Annotated in this window: 11 protein-coding genes and 1 pseudogene; 7 read left to right on the top strand and 5 right to left on the bottom strand. The window is 67.3% G+C overall.

Annotated features, from left to right (window positions below; all coding sequences use genetic code 11):
* Window positions 1–100 (top strand): annotated as a pseudogene (locus tag PV721_RS31760) (helix-turn-helix domain-containing protein); the annotation flags it as partial.
* Between the two features lie 105 nt (window positions 101–205).
* On the top strand, window positions 206–352 hold the full coding sequence (locus tag PV721_RS31765; RefSeq protein WP_319730444.1) for a hypothetical protein: 147 nt from the start codon (window positions 206–208) through the stop codon (window positions 350–352).
* 511 nt (window positions 353–863) lie between these two features.
* Here PV721_RS31765 and PV721_RS31770 read toward each other — a convergent pair.
* The 3 genes from PV721_RS31770 to PV721_RS31780 all read right to left on the bottom strand — a co-directional run bounded on the left by PV721_RS31770 (window position 864) and on the right by PV721_RS31780 (window position 7345).
* Complete coding sequence (locus PV721_RS31770; RefSeq protein WP_319730422.1) at window positions 864–5006, bottom strand: trypsin-like peptidase domain-containing protein; 4143 nt, start codon at window positions 5004–5006, stop codon at window positions 864–866.
* A 4-nt stretch (window positions 5007–5010) separates the two neighbouring features.
* Entirely contained in the window at window positions 5011–5358 is a 348-nt protein-coding gene (locus PV721_RS31775) for a CU044_2847 family protein (protein WP_319730425.1), read from the bottom strand.
* 1111 nt (window positions 5359–6469) lie between these two features.
* The gene (locus tag PV721_RS31780; RefSeq protein ID WP_319730427.1) at window positions 6470–7345 is read right to left on the bottom strand and encodes a CGNR zinc finger domain-containing protein; all 876 of its coding nucleotides are present in this window, start codon (window positions 7343–7345) and stop codon (window positions 6470–6472) included.
* Between the two features lie 86 nt (window positions 7346–7431).
* Here PV721_RS31780 and PV721_RS31785 point away from each other — a divergent pair, with 86 nt between their 5' ends.
* The 4 genes from PV721_RS31785 (at window position 7432) to PV721_RS31800 (ending at window position 12457) form a co-directional block, all read left to right on the top strand.
* Complete coding sequence (locus PV721_RS31785; RefSeq protein WP_319730430.1) at window positions 7432–7908, top strand: hypothetical protein; 477 nt, start codon at window positions 7432–7434, stop codon at window positions 7906–7908.
* A gap of 409 nt (window positions 7909–8317) precedes the next feature.
* The gene (locus PV721_RS31790) at window positions 8318–8764 is read left to right on the top strand and encodes a hypothetical protein (RefSeq protein WP_319730432.1); all 447 of its coding nucleotides are present in this window, start codon (window positions 8318–8320) and stop codon (window positions 8762–8764) included.
* Between the two features lie 820 nt (window positions 8765–9584).
* Window positions 9585–10109 carry a hypothetical protein gene (locus tag PV721_RS31795; RefSeq protein WP_319730435.1) on the top strand — a complete coding sequence of 175 codons (525 nt, stop codon included), beginning with the start codon at window positions 9585–9587 and terminating at the stop codon, window positions 10107–10109.
* Between the two features lie 371 nt (window positions 10110–10480).
* Complete coding sequence (locus PV721_RS31800) at window positions 10481–12457, top strand: bifunctional serine/threonine protein kinase/MFS transporter (RefSeq protein ID WP_319730438.1); 1977 nt, start codon at window positions 10481–10483, stop codon at window positions 12455–12457.
* A gap of 179 nt (window positions 12458–12636) precedes the next feature.
* On the opposite strand, the gene PV721_RS31810 is transcribed toward PV721_RS31800, so the two are convergent.
* Window positions 12637–13134 carry a DUF6233 domain-containing protein gene (locus PV721_RS31810; RefSeq protein ID WP_319730440.1) on the bottom strand — a complete coding sequence of 166 codons (498 nt, stop codon included), beginning with the start codon at window positions 13132–13134 and terminating at the stop codon, window positions 12637–12639.
* A 1486-nt stretch (window positions 13135–14620) separates the two neighbouring features.
* Complete coding sequence (locus tag PV721_RS31815; protein ID WP_319730441.1) at window positions 14621–14878, bottom strand: hypothetical protein; 258 nt, start codon at window positions 14876–14878, stop codon at window positions 14621–14623.
* A gap of 247 nt (window positions 14879–15125) precedes the next feature.
* On the opposite strand from PV721_RS31815, the gene PV721_RS31820 reads away from it, so the two are divergent.
* Window positions 15126–15584, top strand: a complete 459-nt coding sequence (locus PV721_RS31820) for a hypothetical protein (protein ID WP_319730442.1) — start codon at window positions 15126–15128, stop codon at window positions 15582–15584.
* Window positions 15585–16095: the final 511 nt, after the last annotated feature.

A 16095-nucleotide genomic window follows, 5' to 3' on the forward strand; every position in this document is an offset into this window, starting at 1 on the left:
AGTCGCGCACGTCGCTGCCGAGATGGGCATATCGAGGCCCACAGCCCACAAATGGGTCCGCCGCTGGCGTACTGAAGGTCAAGCAGGACTCCACGACCGGCGCCTCCTATCCCGTCTTCCGCACGTCCGACCCGGCAGCGGCCCTCGCCATGGGGCGCCGGCTCCTCGCGCTGGGCGATCGGGACTATGCCCAGGTATCGGTGGAATGATGACGGCAGTACGGGGCGAGGTTGCCGGCCCGGCCGCGGCGCGGCTGGAGGTGGCCTCCTCGGCGGCGGCCGTCACGGTGTGCGTGGTGGCCGCTCCCGCGCAGGTGTCGTGGCCCTCGGCGAAGGAGCGTGCCCCGTGGTAGCAGGCAAAGCACCGAAGGAGCCGGCGTCGGATCCGGACGCGAGGCAGCAGTTGGCGGTCGATATAGGAGCTGAGTCCGGGGTGCGGTGGACGCGGACGTTGGGCGCAGTCCGCGCTCGCGCGGCGGCTCGCCGTCGAATTCGAGGCGTTTTTGGAGCGGGAGCCGCTGGTCCTAGGAGTCGGGTGGCGCTGCATCCCAACGCCCCGGCTGGTCACCCAGCCCGGAGACACACGCACTTACCGGCAGTGACTACGCAACCCCGACGACAACCTCCCCGACCAGAACGACCTGCCCAGGCACTCGATCGGCGATGGGCTGGCTGCCCAGCGCCGGACACGTCGGCCGGGGCGAAGGAGGAGACGACGGGGCGGGGAGCTGGCTGCGGAACTGGTACATCGACTTCGAGCGTCCCATCGTCCGTATGGCCGCAGGGTTCGACAGCTTCGACCTGACCGTGAACCTCGTCATCGCCCCCGACTTACGTCGGCCAATACCGGGGCGGCGCGTTGCTCTATCTGGCGGGGCATACATGGTCGACTGATTGACCTGGCAGGTAGGCGGTCCGCTCCGATTGCGAGAGGTCACGGTTGACGGTCTGGCAGACCTTTTTGATCGCCTCCTTGGGATTGAGGGGGCCTACATCCCACAGTCGTGCGGTTTGGTCGTTGCTCCCGGTAGCTAGGATTTGTTTGTCAAGTTTGGGGTGGAATGCCACCGCGCGGACAGCACCTGAGTGTCCGATCAGGGTTACGCGGGGTGCGCCGGTGGTCAAATTCCATAGCCGTGCTGTCCCGTCGTAGCTGCTGCTTGCGAGGGTTCGTCCGTCGGGGCTGAACGCCACTGAATGCACCATGTCGGTGTGACCAATAAAGGTCTTCTGTAGCTCGCCAGTGGCCATTTTCCACAACTTCACGGTGCGGTCGATGCTGCCGGTTGCGAGGGTGCGACCATCCGGGCTGAAGGCCACCGAATGGACTTGGTTGGTGTGCTCCTTTTTCAAGTCTCGGCGAGTTCCGGATGGCATATCCCACAATCGCACGTTCCCGTCGGCGCTGCCCGAGGCGAGAGTGCGCCCATCCGGGCTAAATGCCACCGAATAGACAATGTCGGAATGACCTTCCAGCGGTTTTCTGCGGAACTCCTTAGCGGACATGTCCTGTATATCCCACAGGAACACTCTCGCGCTCTTGGTTCCAATGGCCAGAGTGTTTCCGTCCGGGCGGCTGAATGCTAGCGAATACACGGACGTAAGTTCCGGCAAGGTCTTTCGGAGGCTTCTAGTGGGAATGTCCCACAGTCTCACTTCGCCGTCGACACCTCCACTGGCGAGGGTGTGGCCGTCTGGACTGAATGCCACAGCCGCCAAGTCTTCGGTGTGCCCTTTGAGGGCTTTGATGAGATTTCCGCTGTCTGCATTCCATAGTCGCACGGTCTTGTCGAAGCTGCCGGTGGCGACAGTTTTCCCATCGGGGCTGAATGCCACCGAATTCACCGAATTGGTGTGCCCCGTCAGCATCGAGTGGGTCGCTTTCGTGGATACGTCCCACAGTCGGAACGTCTGGTCGCGGCTGCCCGTTGCAAGGGTCTTTCTGTCGGAGCTGAACGCCACTGCGAACACCCAGTCATTGTGTCCGAGCAGGGTCATGCGGATTGCGCCGGTTTCCACGTCCCACAGGAGTGCAGTGTGCTCCGTATTACCGCTGGCGAGAGATTTGCCGTCCGGACTAAATGCCACCGAGACAACCTCATCAGAGTCCGTCTTCAGCACTTTGCGGTAGGTTCCAGAGGGCATATTCCATAGAACGATCAGGGAATCTGCGGTGCCGCTGGCAAGGATTTTACCATCGGGATCGAAGGCCACCGAATGCACCGATCCAGTTTCCCCCGTCAGTGAGTAGAGGCAGGTGCGGGAGGGCATGTTCCACACCCGTATGGTGGTGTCGTTGCTGCCACTGGCAAGGATTTTTCCGTCGGGGCTGAAAGTCACCGAGTTCACCACGTCGGTGTGCCCCGTCAGTGAGTAGAGGTAGGTGCGGGAGGGCATGTTCCACACCCGTATGGTGGTGTCGTTGCTGCCACTGGCAAGGATTTTTCCGTCGGGGCTGAAAGTCACTGAGTTCACCACGTCGGTGTGCCCTTTCAGTTCCTTGGCGAGCGTGCCAGATGTCACATTCCACAGCAGGATGCTCCCGTTACTGATGCCGGTTGCTAGGGTTTTCCCGTCGGGACTGAAAGCCACCGATGTCACCGAGGTCGCCACATCGGTGTGTCCTTTCAGCGCCTTGGGGTGGCTGCCTGTAGGCATTTCCCATAGCCGTGCCGTCCCGTCGTAGCTGCCGGTTGCTAGGGTTTTTCCGTCTGGGCTGAAGGCCACCGCCTTCACCGCCGCGGTGTGACCGAGGAAACGCTGATATCCCGGTAGGGCCGCGACGGTTTGCAGGCTGGCTGCCGCTTCGTCAGTCTCACTGGTGCGGAATGCCTGGATCGCCAGCAGCGAGGCGAGTTCGCGGTTTGAGCCCAGGAGAGTGCTGGATTGGTTCGCGAGCTGCCGGGACCGTGCCGCTTGCTGGCGCGCGTCTGCCGTCTGCCACTGCCAGACGGCAATACCTGTGGCGACGAGCGCAAGGGCGAGAAGTGTGGCCAAGACCGTGTTGAGGCGTCGGCTGCGGCGGGCGGCAGCCTGTTGACGTTGTTTGCTGGCGGTGAGGAAAGCCATGATGTCGCGTGGCAGACGGCGTTGCTGCGCCCATTCGAGACCTTCTGCGAGTGCCGTTCCCCCGAGCAGGTCTCCTGGGTCATGGTCGGTATGAAAGCGGGCGCTCTGTACTCGGGCGCGGTCGAGCCAGACCTGGAATCGGTGGTCCTGGCTTACCCAGTTGCGCAGGGTGCCCCAGTCGCGGATGAGAGCGTCATGGATCAGTTCGGCGACCGGCGGCCCGGAAGACGCGTTGGGGTGTTCAGGGTTTCGGAGCGTTTGAGTGGTGATGATCCGGTGGTGTGTGAGGGCGGCGATGACCTCGTCGGCGCCCGCGTCGCTCCCAGGTCCGTCGGGGTTGGCTGCCAGTTCGCGCAGTTCGTCGAGGGGGATCTGCGCGCGAGTTGCGGGTATGCCGTGGCTGGGGTCCGCGGGGCGTACGAGGGAGGACAGGATGCGCTGCGCGATGGGTCGCTGGCTGGCTGGCAGCTGGTTGAGTGCGGTGTCGCACCAAGTGGTGAGGCTCCCGGTGACTCCTCCGACGCGTTGGTAGGCCTGGTGGGTGAGGTATCCGTCGTGGCGTCGCTGCCAGAGCTGGCTGAGCGTCAACTCCAGCAGCGGCAGCACCGTGACAGGGGCCTGGCGTGTTGCGGCGCCCTTGGGGGCGGCGGCCAGGACATCGGAGATGATCTGCTCCGGCAGCCCGGCCTGAAAGTGGAGTCCCACGTCCTGGGCGGGCAGGGTGATGATGTCGCAAAGGTCCTGACGGCTCAGGTTGCCCGGCACGTTGAGGAGTCCTGGCATGGCGGCTTCCAGCAGCCGGGGTGCCAGGGCGGCCAGCTGCGGGTAGAAGTCGTCCCGCATGACCAGGACTATGTGGAGCTCGGCGTTTGAAGTGACCGCCGTGGCGATCTGGTCCGCAACCGCCAAGCCGGTAGCGGACTGCGTGAAGAGCTCTTCGAACTGGTCGATGATCAGCACAAGGCGTTGATGGGTGGGCTCGGCCGTGAGCCTGCGGGTGACAGCTGCGGCGATTCCGTCGGTGGCGGCACCGTCCAGGCCAGCGCGCTCGAGCTCGGCCGGCAGGTCCTGCCTTGGCCGGGCGAGCATCACCAGCCACCGGTCACTTCCCGGCAACTCTCCCTCGGTCAGGACCCGCAACACCCCGGCCTGGATCAGCGATGACTTGCCGGAGCCGGAAGGTCCGAGGAGCAAGGTCAGCCGGCACTGCTGTGCCAAGTTCGCGACGACCTGTCGTACCGCCTCTTGTCGGCCTTGGAACCATCGGGCGTGCTCTGCGGTGAATGTTTCCAGCCCCCGGTAGGGGCACACGTTCTGTTCGGCCAGGTCCGGCCAGATCTCCCGCAGTACCTGGGTGGGTGTGACGTAGGCGATCCCCTGTCCCCGTTCGTGCTCGTCGGGAGCGGTGATCTCGGTCAGCATGCCGATGACCAGTCCGGTCACCTCGTCGAGGACCGGCCCGCCGCTGAACCCGGTGGTGAGGTCGTTGGCGGCGGTCAGCTGCAGGTGTGTGCCCCTGCTCGTAGCGGTTGGCAGCAGATCGCCGGCCACACCGAAGCCGAAGTGCCCGTCCGGCGGGGCCTGGGCGGGGAACCCGAACGAACGCACCTCATGACCGCGGCAACCCGAAGCTGAGCCCAGCGGAAGCGGGGCTATTCCCGCCGGGGCGTCGCTCAGACGGATGATGGCCACGTCCTCGCCCTCAGGTGCCCGCCACGGGCCGTCTAGGACCTGCCCCTCGACTTGGGGTGCGCCGGCTGCGTGGGGGAAAGCCAACCGAACGCTTCCGCCGGGTCCGGATCCGGCCCCGCGTACGACGTGGGCGCAGGTGACCAGGAGTCCCTCGGCCACCAGGAAACCCGCCCCCGCGACCTCCCCTTCCGGCCCCAGTATCTGAGCCACCGCCGGAGGCAGTCCCGACGTCGCGTCGCCGGCCATTGGATCAGCCAGTCCTCTCGATGGAAGGCGATTGGTCGAAGCCGTTGCGCTTCCACTTGACCGTCACCTTCAGATGGCAGTGGGCTCCGGTCTTAGTGATCACAGCCCCGGCCTCGACCGCGAGGTCGACTCCGAACTCCACCGCGATCTCGTCCGGCCCGGCCTTGCGCAGCTGTTCGAGCGTGGAGCGCGCTGCCTCGGTGACCGGCTCCAGGGCCTCTTGCAGGCTCCCCGGCAGGTCACGGATGGCATCGCTGACGCGTCCGGCCTTCACCGGCCCGTCCGGCCTGGCCGGAGCCTCGATCAGAACGTAGCCTCCACCGTCCAACGGAATCCGAGCCAGAGCTGCCATAATTTCTCCTCGCTTGGCCTGGTCGTCGGCGACGAGCAGGGCACCGTCGGATTCGGTGCTGTCTCCGCCGCCACGGGCGGCTCGTTTCGGCTGACGCCGGCGTTGAGGCCTCGGTGCGCCGGTGCCACCGCACCGGGCAAGGTGGGAAGGCTCATAGCCGTGAAGGGGATCGAGATCCTAGGTACCGGCGGATTCGATCGCTGGTGATGGACGGACCCACGCGGGGTCTCAGCCAGCGTCCTCAACCTTGGCACGTGCCGCATCCCGGACTAGGCCGTATGGACACGGTCTGAGCTGTGCCCCCACGAGGTCTGAATCCGAGAGTGGCTCGGGCTGGCCCCGTCCCTCTTGCCTTCGCCCTCGATTGCAGCTGAGGCGATGGCCCCGGATTGGTCGGCGGAGCAGCTGGGCGACCAACTCGGCGACGACGTCCTGGGCCGTGCTGATGCAGGGCGCGGACTGGCCGCAGATGGCCCGCCAGCTCGTTGGGTTGCAAGCGGCCGGTGTCGACGTGGCGGTGTTCCTGCCGCAGGTGGGCCGGATGACCGCCGGGGCCATCAGGTCGTCACCGTGAACATGGCGCGCATCAAGGTGGAGGCACCGACCGGTGGGCGGACCTGCTGAAGACGACGATGCCCGAGGGCTTGGTCCGCGACGCGATCCTCGCCTCCCCGGCGTGGCCGGAGATCGCGGCTGCGATGGGCAGGTTCGACGCCCAGGGCATTGACGTGGCCTGGATCCTGACCGGCGCCCACCGGGGCCGGGCTAGGTGTGGACCGGGCCGTCGTTGCCGTCACCGCGGCCGCCGCCAACACCCCCGCCTGGGCGGTGACTGCCTCGGCCGCGCCCGCCGCTGCTCCCGCACCAGCAGCCGGCCCCGCGGCCGGCGCCCGGGTACCAGCCGACGACCCGTGGGCCGCGCCTGCCCGACGTGACAGGCCGTGACGAACTGGTGCTGACACGAGTGACGAATAACCACATCATTCTCAGGCTGACCATCACGGAGGTGAGGTTCGTCGGCCCGGTGTTGTTGTCGGTGGGCGGTGGCAGGCCGACGCCCTCAATCGTTCGGGTCTCCTCTCGCGGAACGCGGGCCTACACGATGGTGGGGCTACAGCGAGGGCGGGTCGACGGCGGCCTTGCGGCGCCGGCGGTGTTCGCGTTGTGCTTGGGCACGGGCGCATTCGCGGGTGCAGTACTTGACCCCAGAGGTACGGTTCTGTCCGTACTCGGCGCGGCCGCGTTGGCGGACGAAGGCCCGCCGGCAGGTCTCGTTGGCGCATTCGCGGATGGTGGCGTTCTCGGCGAGGTGGTTGTACAGCTGGAGGAACGCCACGGCCAGGAGCGTGGGGTAGCGGTCCTCGAGGCCGCCGATGCCGATGCTGAAGGGTTCCAGGGCCGCGTTGAGGGTGCTGGCCAGGTCGCTGACCTTCAGCGCCAGCAGCTCCTCGCGCATGTGGTCCAGGTCGCGCGGCCATGTCTCCGCCTTGTCGCTGTTGGCGGCCTGCCACTGGGTGAGCTCTTCTTCGGTGGCCTCGGCTTCGACGAGTGTGTCCAGTCCGCCCTCGTGGCGCAGAGCCAGCCAGGTGGCGATGGCGTCCTGGGCCTCGGAGACGAACAGCGTCGCTAGCTCGCCGTGAAGGGCGAACGGGCCGCGCTCGGGGTGGAGGCTGTCCGCCAGCTTGGTGAAGTACTCATGTTCCTCCACGTCGAGGCTCAACGACCCTACTCGGCCTCCCAGGTGACCGTAGGCGCGCATCATGGCGGCGACCGCGTCGAGATCGGCGGGGTCGAGTTCCATGAATTCGCGCAGGTAGAAGTCCTCGGGCAGCGACACCGTGCCGTCGCCGGGGGAGCGGAGCCGGGGGCTCCAGACGATCCACTCGCCGTCGGTCCGCGCGTCGGTGAGGGGGCTCAACTGCGGTGCGGGAACGGGTGTTCCGGGCCACAGCGTGGGACGAAAGCGTGGGTCAACGTATGCCGCCATGTGAGGCATCATAGCCAGAGATGAGGGAATACGAAAAGAAGGCAGTTCGTATCACGCATGCGGAACTCGTCGGAGGGGGAACCACTGTGACGCAATGGCAGGACCGCAAGGCCGTCGGAGACCTGCATGAACAGCGAGTCGCCACCGCACTGCGCGCCAGAGGCTGGACCGTCCACCCCTGCGGACAGGGCACCTACCCGCCAGCTGTCCGCGAAGCCCTGCGCCGGACCCGCTCCGCCCTGCGGCAATTCCCCGACCTGATCGCCGCCCGCGGCACCGACATCGTCACCATCGACGCCAAAGACCACATGCCCAGCACCACCACCAGCCGCTACTCGATCAGCACCACCACCATCAACGCCGGCCTGCACTTCACCGCCATCCACGCCCCGACCCCGCTCTACTACGTCTTCGGCGACCTTAAAGTCCTCACCCCCGCCGAAGTCCTCCACTACACCGACCACGCCCTGCGCCACTCAAGCGGCGCCTACCACCTGGTCAGCACCCACCGCGCCCACGCCTTCGACAATGTCTTCGGCCCGGCCGTCGCCCGAGCAGCCTGACCAGGCAGAGTTCTGGCCCAGGGGACAGCACGGACGACTGTGGCGGGGTTCCAGCGTCACCGCGGCACCCCGCTGTCCCTGGGAGTCCCGCTGGTCCGACACACCTCAAGACGCTGTAGCCCCTCGAACAATGATCTTGTCGTTGCCCGTTGCGCCGTCGACCGTCCCGTCCGCGATGACAGCGGGAGTGGAATCGTCGGCGTCGCGTCGGGCGGCCCCTCCGGGGCGACCCGTGCGCGCCCCGCGCTGTCGAGTAGGCTTGCCCCACCCCCTGGAACATGATCGTTTGCCCGGACGGAACCGTGCTCGACGCCGCCGAGCACCCCGCAGCACCCGCCCCCGTGCAAGGACGCCGTACACCACCCGCGCCCCCGACCCCTGCTGTCGCCACGGCTCCCCCCGGCACCGGGTGCCCGCGCTCCTCGAATCCGACGCGTACCGGGAGATGTGGGCGGCCGTGTGGGCCGCGCACGCGGAAGGGGACCTGCCCACCGCGGTCGCCCTCGCCTACAAGCTGGAGACCGCCCTGGCCGGCTGGTTCGGCGAGGACGCCGCCACCATCACCGTGTTGACCGCCCGGGCCTGGCTCACCCTCTGCCAGCGCACCGACTCGTACGGGACCACGGAGCTGCTCATCACGACCGCCCTGCGCTGCCAGGCCGCCGGGTACCGCCCCGAGGCCGACACGATCCGTACGGCCCGCAACGCGCATGCCTGTTGGCACCGGCTCAGGAGCGAGGATCGGGAGGCCGCCGCTGACCTCGCGGGTCCGTTGGCGGACATGCTCGCGATCCTCGGCGAGGACGACCGGCGCCGGGACGTCTTGCAGGATGCCAGCGCGGTGTCCTCGACCTGACGGTGAGCCCAGGAATCCGGGCCTGGGGCGCGCCCTCGGTAGAGCGACGACGACTTTCAGCCAATCTGACCGTACTCAATCCTTGCCAATCCTTGCTGATCCTTGCGGATCTTAGTCAAAGTTAGTCAATCCTTCGCGTGTATCCCCCGAGTGACCTGGCCTTTTCTATTTTCAGCCGCTGGAGCCAGGCGTAATCTCCGGCCTGTTCGTTCGGCCTGCCATAGTTGGCGAGGAAAGGAATTCAGGCCGCATTGAGACAAGTGATCGCCAAACCGAGGGAAGAGTGATGCAAATCACGGCGGTGCATTCTGGCTACGCCAGGATGCGTTATCGCTACGCTCTCGCGCTGTTTGGCTACGTCCAGATGAACTTCGACGCGCTTCCGGTCGGCTCGTGTCGTTTCAAGTCAGCTGGCACCCGCGGTCGTTGTAGCGCTGCACCGATACACTCCTGACAACGCAAAAGGAGCCCTCGACCCCGACAACGGTTACCAGGCCACTGGTCGGGAGGGCTCCTTGCGCGGCACCCCAATAGTGAGAAAGGGAACCTATGGAAGAGAGTAGCAGCGCCACCCTGGACACGCGGAGGGGGAGGGCAAAGGCCCACCTGCGCAAATGGCGCGATGTGCATGGACGTATTGTCCAACGCCAGCTCATCCGAGGGGCTTCGTACAGTCTCGGGAGCGGTGCGGTAAGTGTGCTCCTAATGTGGTTCACCGCACGGCGGTAATGCGCAGCATCCCCGGTACGAACGTTTGTATCGGGGATGCCAGCCCTACCCGGCCTGGTGACCTTTCGATCGAAGGCCCGGTTGAGCGGTCATGCGAAGGACGATCTATGCGGTGGGGGCGGTGCTGGCTGCGGCAGCGGTAGCGGTCCCCGCCGTTGCTACGGCTGCCCCGGCCTACAAGTGCGCCAGCAGCACGAAGGACATTGACGACACGAGCTATGACGGTCCGTGGCCGGACAACTGGAAGGTGACGGTGCGGACGTGCGCGGCCCGGTCCGGGGGCACCGTGTACGCGTACGCCGAAGTGCGCTGGGATGGGGCGAGCTTCTACCCCGTGGACGACCCGACGATTTTCGACGGGGCCAAGCTGCGGGTGCAGATCAAACAATCCCGCGAGGGCACCGACCCCGTGGTGGCCGAGCGAGACTTTCCCCAGCTCGAGGCGCGGCTGGAGGACAGCACCTCCAGCGGGGTGCGCACCGGCCCCTACCGGACCGCGACCATCAGCCACCGGGCCGGCGCGGCCGCGCTCGGCGATTCGGTGCTGTTCCTGGACTGGCACGGCGACGGACGCGGCTACCAACGCCACGACTACACCGCGTCCCCGACTGTCTGAGTGCCCATCTCTGATCCTGGGTGGGAGCCCGCTCGCTGCCCTTGGAGCAGGGCCCCGGAGGCCTTCGCGGCCGTCAACGGGTGGAGTCTCCGGTGAACCGCCGCGCATCGGCGGCCTGTTCCGATGGCGCTCCGCATTGTTCCCCCGGACTTCTGTGGGAGGATCTTGCGCCGATGCGGACCTGCTTCTCGGCAATCCATACCGTCAGCTTGGACAGTTGCCCTACCTTGGGGTCTTCGCAGCCTGTCTAGGGGGATTACCACATGGGCCACGAAGGACTCCTCTCAGCGCCACCGAACGCGTTCGCCGCCACGTACGACGGGGCAACGTTCAGGGTCCTGTGCCGGAACCTGAAGGGCTGAGGCTCAACGGTGGAACAACTGACGGAGCAGGACCCCGCACACATCGGCCCATACCGTCTCATCGGCCGCCTCGGCGCGGGCGGGATGGGCCTGGTCTACCTGGGCCGCTCCGACATAGGACGTACCGTCGCCGTCAAGGTTGTCCAAGCCGAGCACGCCCAGCATCCCGACTTCCGCAGGCGGTTTGCCCGCGAAGTCGCCGCAGCCCGACGGGTGGGTGGAGCCTGGACGGCCGACGTACTGGACGCCGACATCGAGGCTGCCGTGCCGTGGGTGGCAACCCAGTACATCCCGGGACCCGACCTGACCTCCGTTGTGGCCCGCTTCGGGCCGCTGCCCGAGCGGTCGGTCCGTACCCTCGCCAACCGCCTCGCCCTCGCTTTGCGGGCCGTGCACGAGGCGGGCCTGATCCACCGAGACCTCAAGCCGTCCAACGTCCTCATCACCGTGGACGGCCCCCGCGTCATCGATTTCGGCATTGTGCGGGCGATGGACGGCCTGGCCGGGGACAGCCTGCACACCCGCACCGGCATGCTGATCGGCTCGCCTGGCTTCATGTCACCGGAGCAGGTGCGCGGCCTCGAACTCACCCCGGCATCAGACGTGTTCTGCCTGGGAGCGCTCCTCGTTTATGCCGCCACCGGACGCCTCCTGTTTGGCGCCACGGAGACCGGCCTGAACGCCCACCTCTTCCGGATCGCCGAGGAGGAGGCGGACCTGACGGGCGTACCGGATTCGCTCCTCGATCTCGTACGCGAGTGTCTGCACAAGGAGCCGGCCAAACGGCCCATTCCTCAGGAGGTGGCCGCGCGCACGGCGGCTGAGCAGGCCGGAGAGTGGCTACCGGGGGCGGTACTGGCTGAACTCGGCCGCCGTGCTGCTCATGTTCTGGACTACGCCCCCGCCACCCCGGCTGATGAACCCGCGGCGCGGCCGGACCCTCGCGTCCAGCCCGTCCAGCTGCTGCCTCCGCCGCCCGCGCACGCCCCAACGGCCCCTGCGCGCTTCGGAGCCGCACCCGCCTTCGGTTCGCCCCCGGGTCCGCTGCCCGGTGTCTGGGCCGAACCCGCGTCCCTGGCCCGCCTCACGGACCCGGCCGCCCCGCTTCCCGGGCGTTGGTGGGGCCTGCTGGTAATCGCTCTGGCACAGTTGATCGTGCTGAGCGATGCGGCGGTCTTCAACATGCCCAGGGGGTGGGACGTCATCGATGAGTGGGCTCTGCGGGGGGTGCAGATCTCCCTTCACGACTTGCACGTGATGTGCACCGTCTACGCGCTGGCCTTTGTCGGACTTCTGTCGTTCGGCGCTCGCATCGTGGACCTCGTGGGCCACAAACGGATGCTGGTCATCAGCCTGGTGGGCTTCGCGGTGGCCGCGACGATCGGCGGCACCACCACCGCTTATGGCGCGTTGGTCATGGCCCGCGGCCTGCAAGGCGCCTTCGCCGCGCTGGTCTCGGCCTCCGTGCCGGGCCTGTTGTCCCTTTCCTTCACCGATCCGAGCGAACGCCGCAAGGCGTTCGGGATCTATGTGGCGATCGCGGGCAGCGGCCCGGCGTTGGGCTTGTGGGCACACTGGGCGCTCCCCGAATGGCGCTGGTGCCTGTTCGCTGGCATCTCCTTGGCCGTGATCGCTGCGATCGGAGCAGCGGTCTTGGTGTACGACCGAGCGGGCCGCATCGGCGCTCGCTTCGACCTGCTCGGCGTGCTGCTCGGTTCCGGCGGGGTCGGCGCCCTTGTATACGGCCTCACTCAGGCCAATCCGTACTTCCCGGGCGTGGGGGCGATCATTCCGGTCGCGACCGGCGCCACCCTGCTCGCGGCCTTCGTGTGGCAGCAGACCAGGATGGCCGGCGCACTGGCTTCGCCGTCCGGCATCAGAGCCCAAGCTTCCGGCGGAAGCTTCCTTGCGATGGCCTTAGTCAACGTCGGCGCCATCGCCCTGCACGGGACCCTGGCGTTCGGCTGGTTCGCAGCACGTACATGACGCCGGCGAGTGCCTCTTGGTCGGGAACGCGTAGCCACCCCGGGTGGCGACGGCGCCGTTCGGGAGTAGGCGGCAGCAACGGGGGGTTCCGGGGCGGCGTCCGACTACCCGGACGACCGGGATGTGCGCTTGAGGACGCTGCAGGGTGACCTCCCCGCTTTGTAAGGGTTGACCTGTGATCAGTCGCTGGGGGCGGGCACGTCGTCCTGGCCGTGGGCCAGGATCGGCAGCAGTGCCTCGGCGGCGTCGCACACGTTGCACGCCGTCGTGCCGGGGCGCGCGAGCGCGTCGAGCGCCTGCGTCGTGCCCAGCGGATGCGCGCGGTCGGTGGCGCTCGGGCAGCCCTCGGCGTGGACGGTGGCCGGGCGTCCGTGGGCGCGGCCGTCGAGCAGCCACGCCCACCGGGCCGGCGCCGAGGTACGGGTACGGGGGTGGGCCGGGATGCGACCGAGGTCGACCCCGGGCAGCGGGCGCAGCTGCTCGGCGGTGACCCACGTGCCGTACTCGGCCGGCTCGACCCCGCCCCCGGCGGCCGTCTGCCAGAGGGGGACGCCAATGCGGTACATCCACAGGCCGGAGTCGAGCTGCTGGCGCTCGTAGAGCCGTACCCGCTCGATGGCCTGTCTGTCCGGAAGGAGCAGCGTGATCGGTGCAGGTGGTGGCGGGGGTTCGGTCACGGTTAGGGGCGGGCGAACTGCTCCTGCCGGGCCTGCCGGCAGGACGTGCAGAGCGGGTTCCCACCCCACCCCGTAGCGGCACGTCGAGGGTCTGTTGACTGCACCAACGCCGTGTTCCGTTGGTGTTCCAGTTTGCTGGTGCCGCATGTCCTCGTTTATGGGATGTCTTCCGCACATCGGCGTTGGATGGATGGCTGCGTCAGTTGCCCTCGTCCGCGTAGTGACGAAGAGGGCGACCTTTGGCTGATGTCGGGTGCCGTGCTCGATGCGAGCTGATGCGCGACGTGGGCAGGCAACGTCTTCGCTGCCGTGGTGATACCGGTGGCCCAGCGGCTGAGCCTCGGGGCGGCAATCAGTGTGGTTCGCAGCCAGCCGCTTTAGGCGTAGGTATGTTTGGCGCATTCATACGGGATGGTCATGGAATGCCCACACTTCCATCAGAGCCACCAGACGAGAGCCCAAGCGGCGGCCACCAAGAACAGTCCGCTCGAGATAGGAGTCATGACCGCGATGCCCAAGCAGGCGCCCGCAGCCGTGCGACTCGATGGATGTCTGGGGCGTATCGCTGGCAGACACTTTGGGCCGCGCTGATCGCTGCTGCCGCCGCCATCGTCGTAGCAGTTCTCTCCGGCCCGCAAGATGAAGGCGGCGAAGCAAAACGGTCAGAACGGGTGCTTCCGGAACCGCCGAACCCGACTCAAGAGACCGTGGTAGGCATCACCTCGATCTCAGCACCGCGGTCTGATCCCGCCTCCCCTGACAGCGGTCTTTTCGTTTTGGTCAAGGGCAAGGTGGTCAATCTGGCGCAGGACCGTACTGTCGTCGTTGTCGCGACGAAACGGACGTCTGCCTCAGGCCGATACGCCTTCGCCTACGCGGATGTGGACAGGCAGACGGGGGCCTGGACAGCCGATCTCTCCCTGCCGAAATCCGAACGCTCCATCCCTCCTTTGACCGCGGGAACTATGGAACACGAGAAGCCCCTGGCTTCGAGGACCGACTGCCTTCCCGGTCTTTGCCGAAGCGAGGTACACCGAGGGCCTTCCACAAGGCTTAAGAACGATGGTCCTGATGCGAAAGGCTTCGAGAAGGAGACACAGCCCCGCGCTGTCCCCACTGCCCAGCAGTCGACGACGTCTCCGTAACGGCGGTCGATCGTCCAGTTCGCCCTCCATCTGCGGGAAGGCGATCCCGGCGGAAAGGTCATCGGCGCGGCCGCAGCGACCCAGCCGTCACTGATCGCACGGGACGCGGCACCCCTGCACGTGCCCTGGCTCCGCCGCGGGCTCGCGCCGTCGCGACCTCCGTCGCCGACGGAGCGCCTTCCCGGCGGCCTGCTGATCGATCTACCCGACCACGTGATCCGCAAGGTTGTGGCCTACGGACACCTCAGTAGTGCAGAGAATGTGGCACCGGGCGCAGGGGCCGGTCTGGCTGGGTGCCCAGCTGACGACCTGCGGGCGGGGCTTGGTGGTGGTCTGCTCGCTCATGCTGCTGCCTCCCCGTCCGCCGGTGCGGAGGTGTGGGTGCGGGCGGCGCGCCGCAGCTCGACGCCGCCGGCCCGCCAGGCAGCGGACGCCGCCCAGGAGGGGTGGGTGCACAGGTTCCCGGAGAGGGCGATCAGCCGGCGCCGCAGCACGGTCGTACCGGCCCCGGCGGGGGCCTGCGCGAGCTCGGCGTACGTCTGCTGCCACGCCCCTTGGAGCGTGATCAGGTCCTCGGGGAAACGGAACGGTGGTCTCACACCCCAAGTGAAACACGTGTTCGATTTTCTCCGCGAACACCGCGCTCCGGTCATCGGCCGTAGGTGTGACTGAGCGTTCTGGTTGGCCACTGAGCGTTGTGCTTGGTCGGTTGGGTGCAGAGACTGCTGCCCTGTGACACCGAGCCTGAGCGCGTACCAGCGTTGGTGGAGGCGCGGGGGATGCTTGCTCGGATTGGTTCCGAGCTGGTGCCTACCGATCAAGCCCTGCAACGTTCACGATGCTGTTGTGGACCCAACTACCGTTATCGCCTCCTGCGGCACCGCTGTTGTCGGGCTCGCTGGGATCCTTGCAACGCATTTCGCCGGCCGCCGACAGCAGCAGACGGCGATCGAAGTGGCGCGCCTGCAAATCCAAAGCCAGGAACGCCTTGCTCTTGAGGAGCGGAAGCAGCAACGACTCGAAGCGATCTACGACAGGTTGCTGACAGAGTTCGAACGCGACGAAGTGCCACTGGCCGACTGGCGACGGCGGGGCGACCAGGAGACGCTCATGCGCTGGTCGGTGTGCATGAGTGAGCCCGTCGACCGTCTGGTCCACCGCTGGTATGGCGAACCGGATCCGACGGAGCGCCGAGCGATTGCCCAGCTCGCCAGGAACCAAATGCGCCGGGAAATGATCGGGCAAGACGAGGGGGCAAGTCTCCAGCCCTACGCCGACGAGGCTCCCCCGCCAGCCACTGCCTGAGTTTCCTGCTCAGCCTTCTGGGCTCAGCATGGCGGCCCGCGAGAACGAGCTGGCACCTCCCGAAACATCAGGCCAACCGAGGCGCTCAGAGTGGCCAAGTAGCCTGCTTAGTCACAGTAGGAGCGCGGCCACGGCAGGGCTGGTGACGCCGTGGGCGGCGCGGCACAGCTCCGTCATGTCCGCGGTCCCCGCTCTTGGGGCTCGTACCGGACGGTGCGGTGCGGGCGTACGGTTCGGCCGCTTCACCTTCCGGGGCTTGGGTTGGGCGGCGGGGCCGTACGGCAGGCCGGGGTCGTCCGGCGCGGCCGGGCAGGGCCTTCGGCCCTGTGGGCGGGAGCCCGCCGGGCGGGCTGAGTCTTGCCGGCTGCCTTGCGGGCCGCGGGTGCGGGACGGGCCGGCGTGGGAGCACATGGCCGGCCTCGGGAACGGCGCCGGCCGGAGGCGCGGCCGCAGGGTCGGGCATGGGGGAGAGGGCAGTGCCGCCCCCGTGGCCGGTCGGGCGGGCCGGGGG

It is taken from the genome of Streptomyces sp. MB09-01 (assembly GCF_033794505.1).
Taxonomy (GTDB): domain Bacteria; phylum Actinomycetota; class Actinomycetes; order Streptomycetales; family Streptomycetaceae; genus Streptomyces.

Coding starts and splice junctions, on each gene's coding strand:
- PV721_RS31780 (WP_319730427.1), bottom strand. CDS start 7,345: ATGGCGGCATACGTTGACCCACGCTTTCGTCCCACGCTGTGGCCCGGA.
- PV721_RS31765 (WP_319730444.1), top strand. CDS start 206: ATGATGACGGCAGTACGGGGCGAGGTTGCCGGCCCGGCCGCGGCGCGG.
- PV721_RS31775 (WP_319730425.1), bottom strand. CDS start 5,358: ATGGCAGCTCTGGCTCGGATTCCGTTGGACGGTGGAGGCTACGTTCTG.
- PV721_RS31795 (WP_319730435.1), top strand. CDS start 9,585: ATGCGAAGGACGATCTATGCGGTGGGGGCGGTGCTGGCTGCGGCAGCG.
- PV721_RS31770 (WP_319730422.1), bottom strand. CDS start 5,006: ATGGCCGGCGACGCGACGTCGGGACTGCCTCCGGCGGTGGCTCAGATA.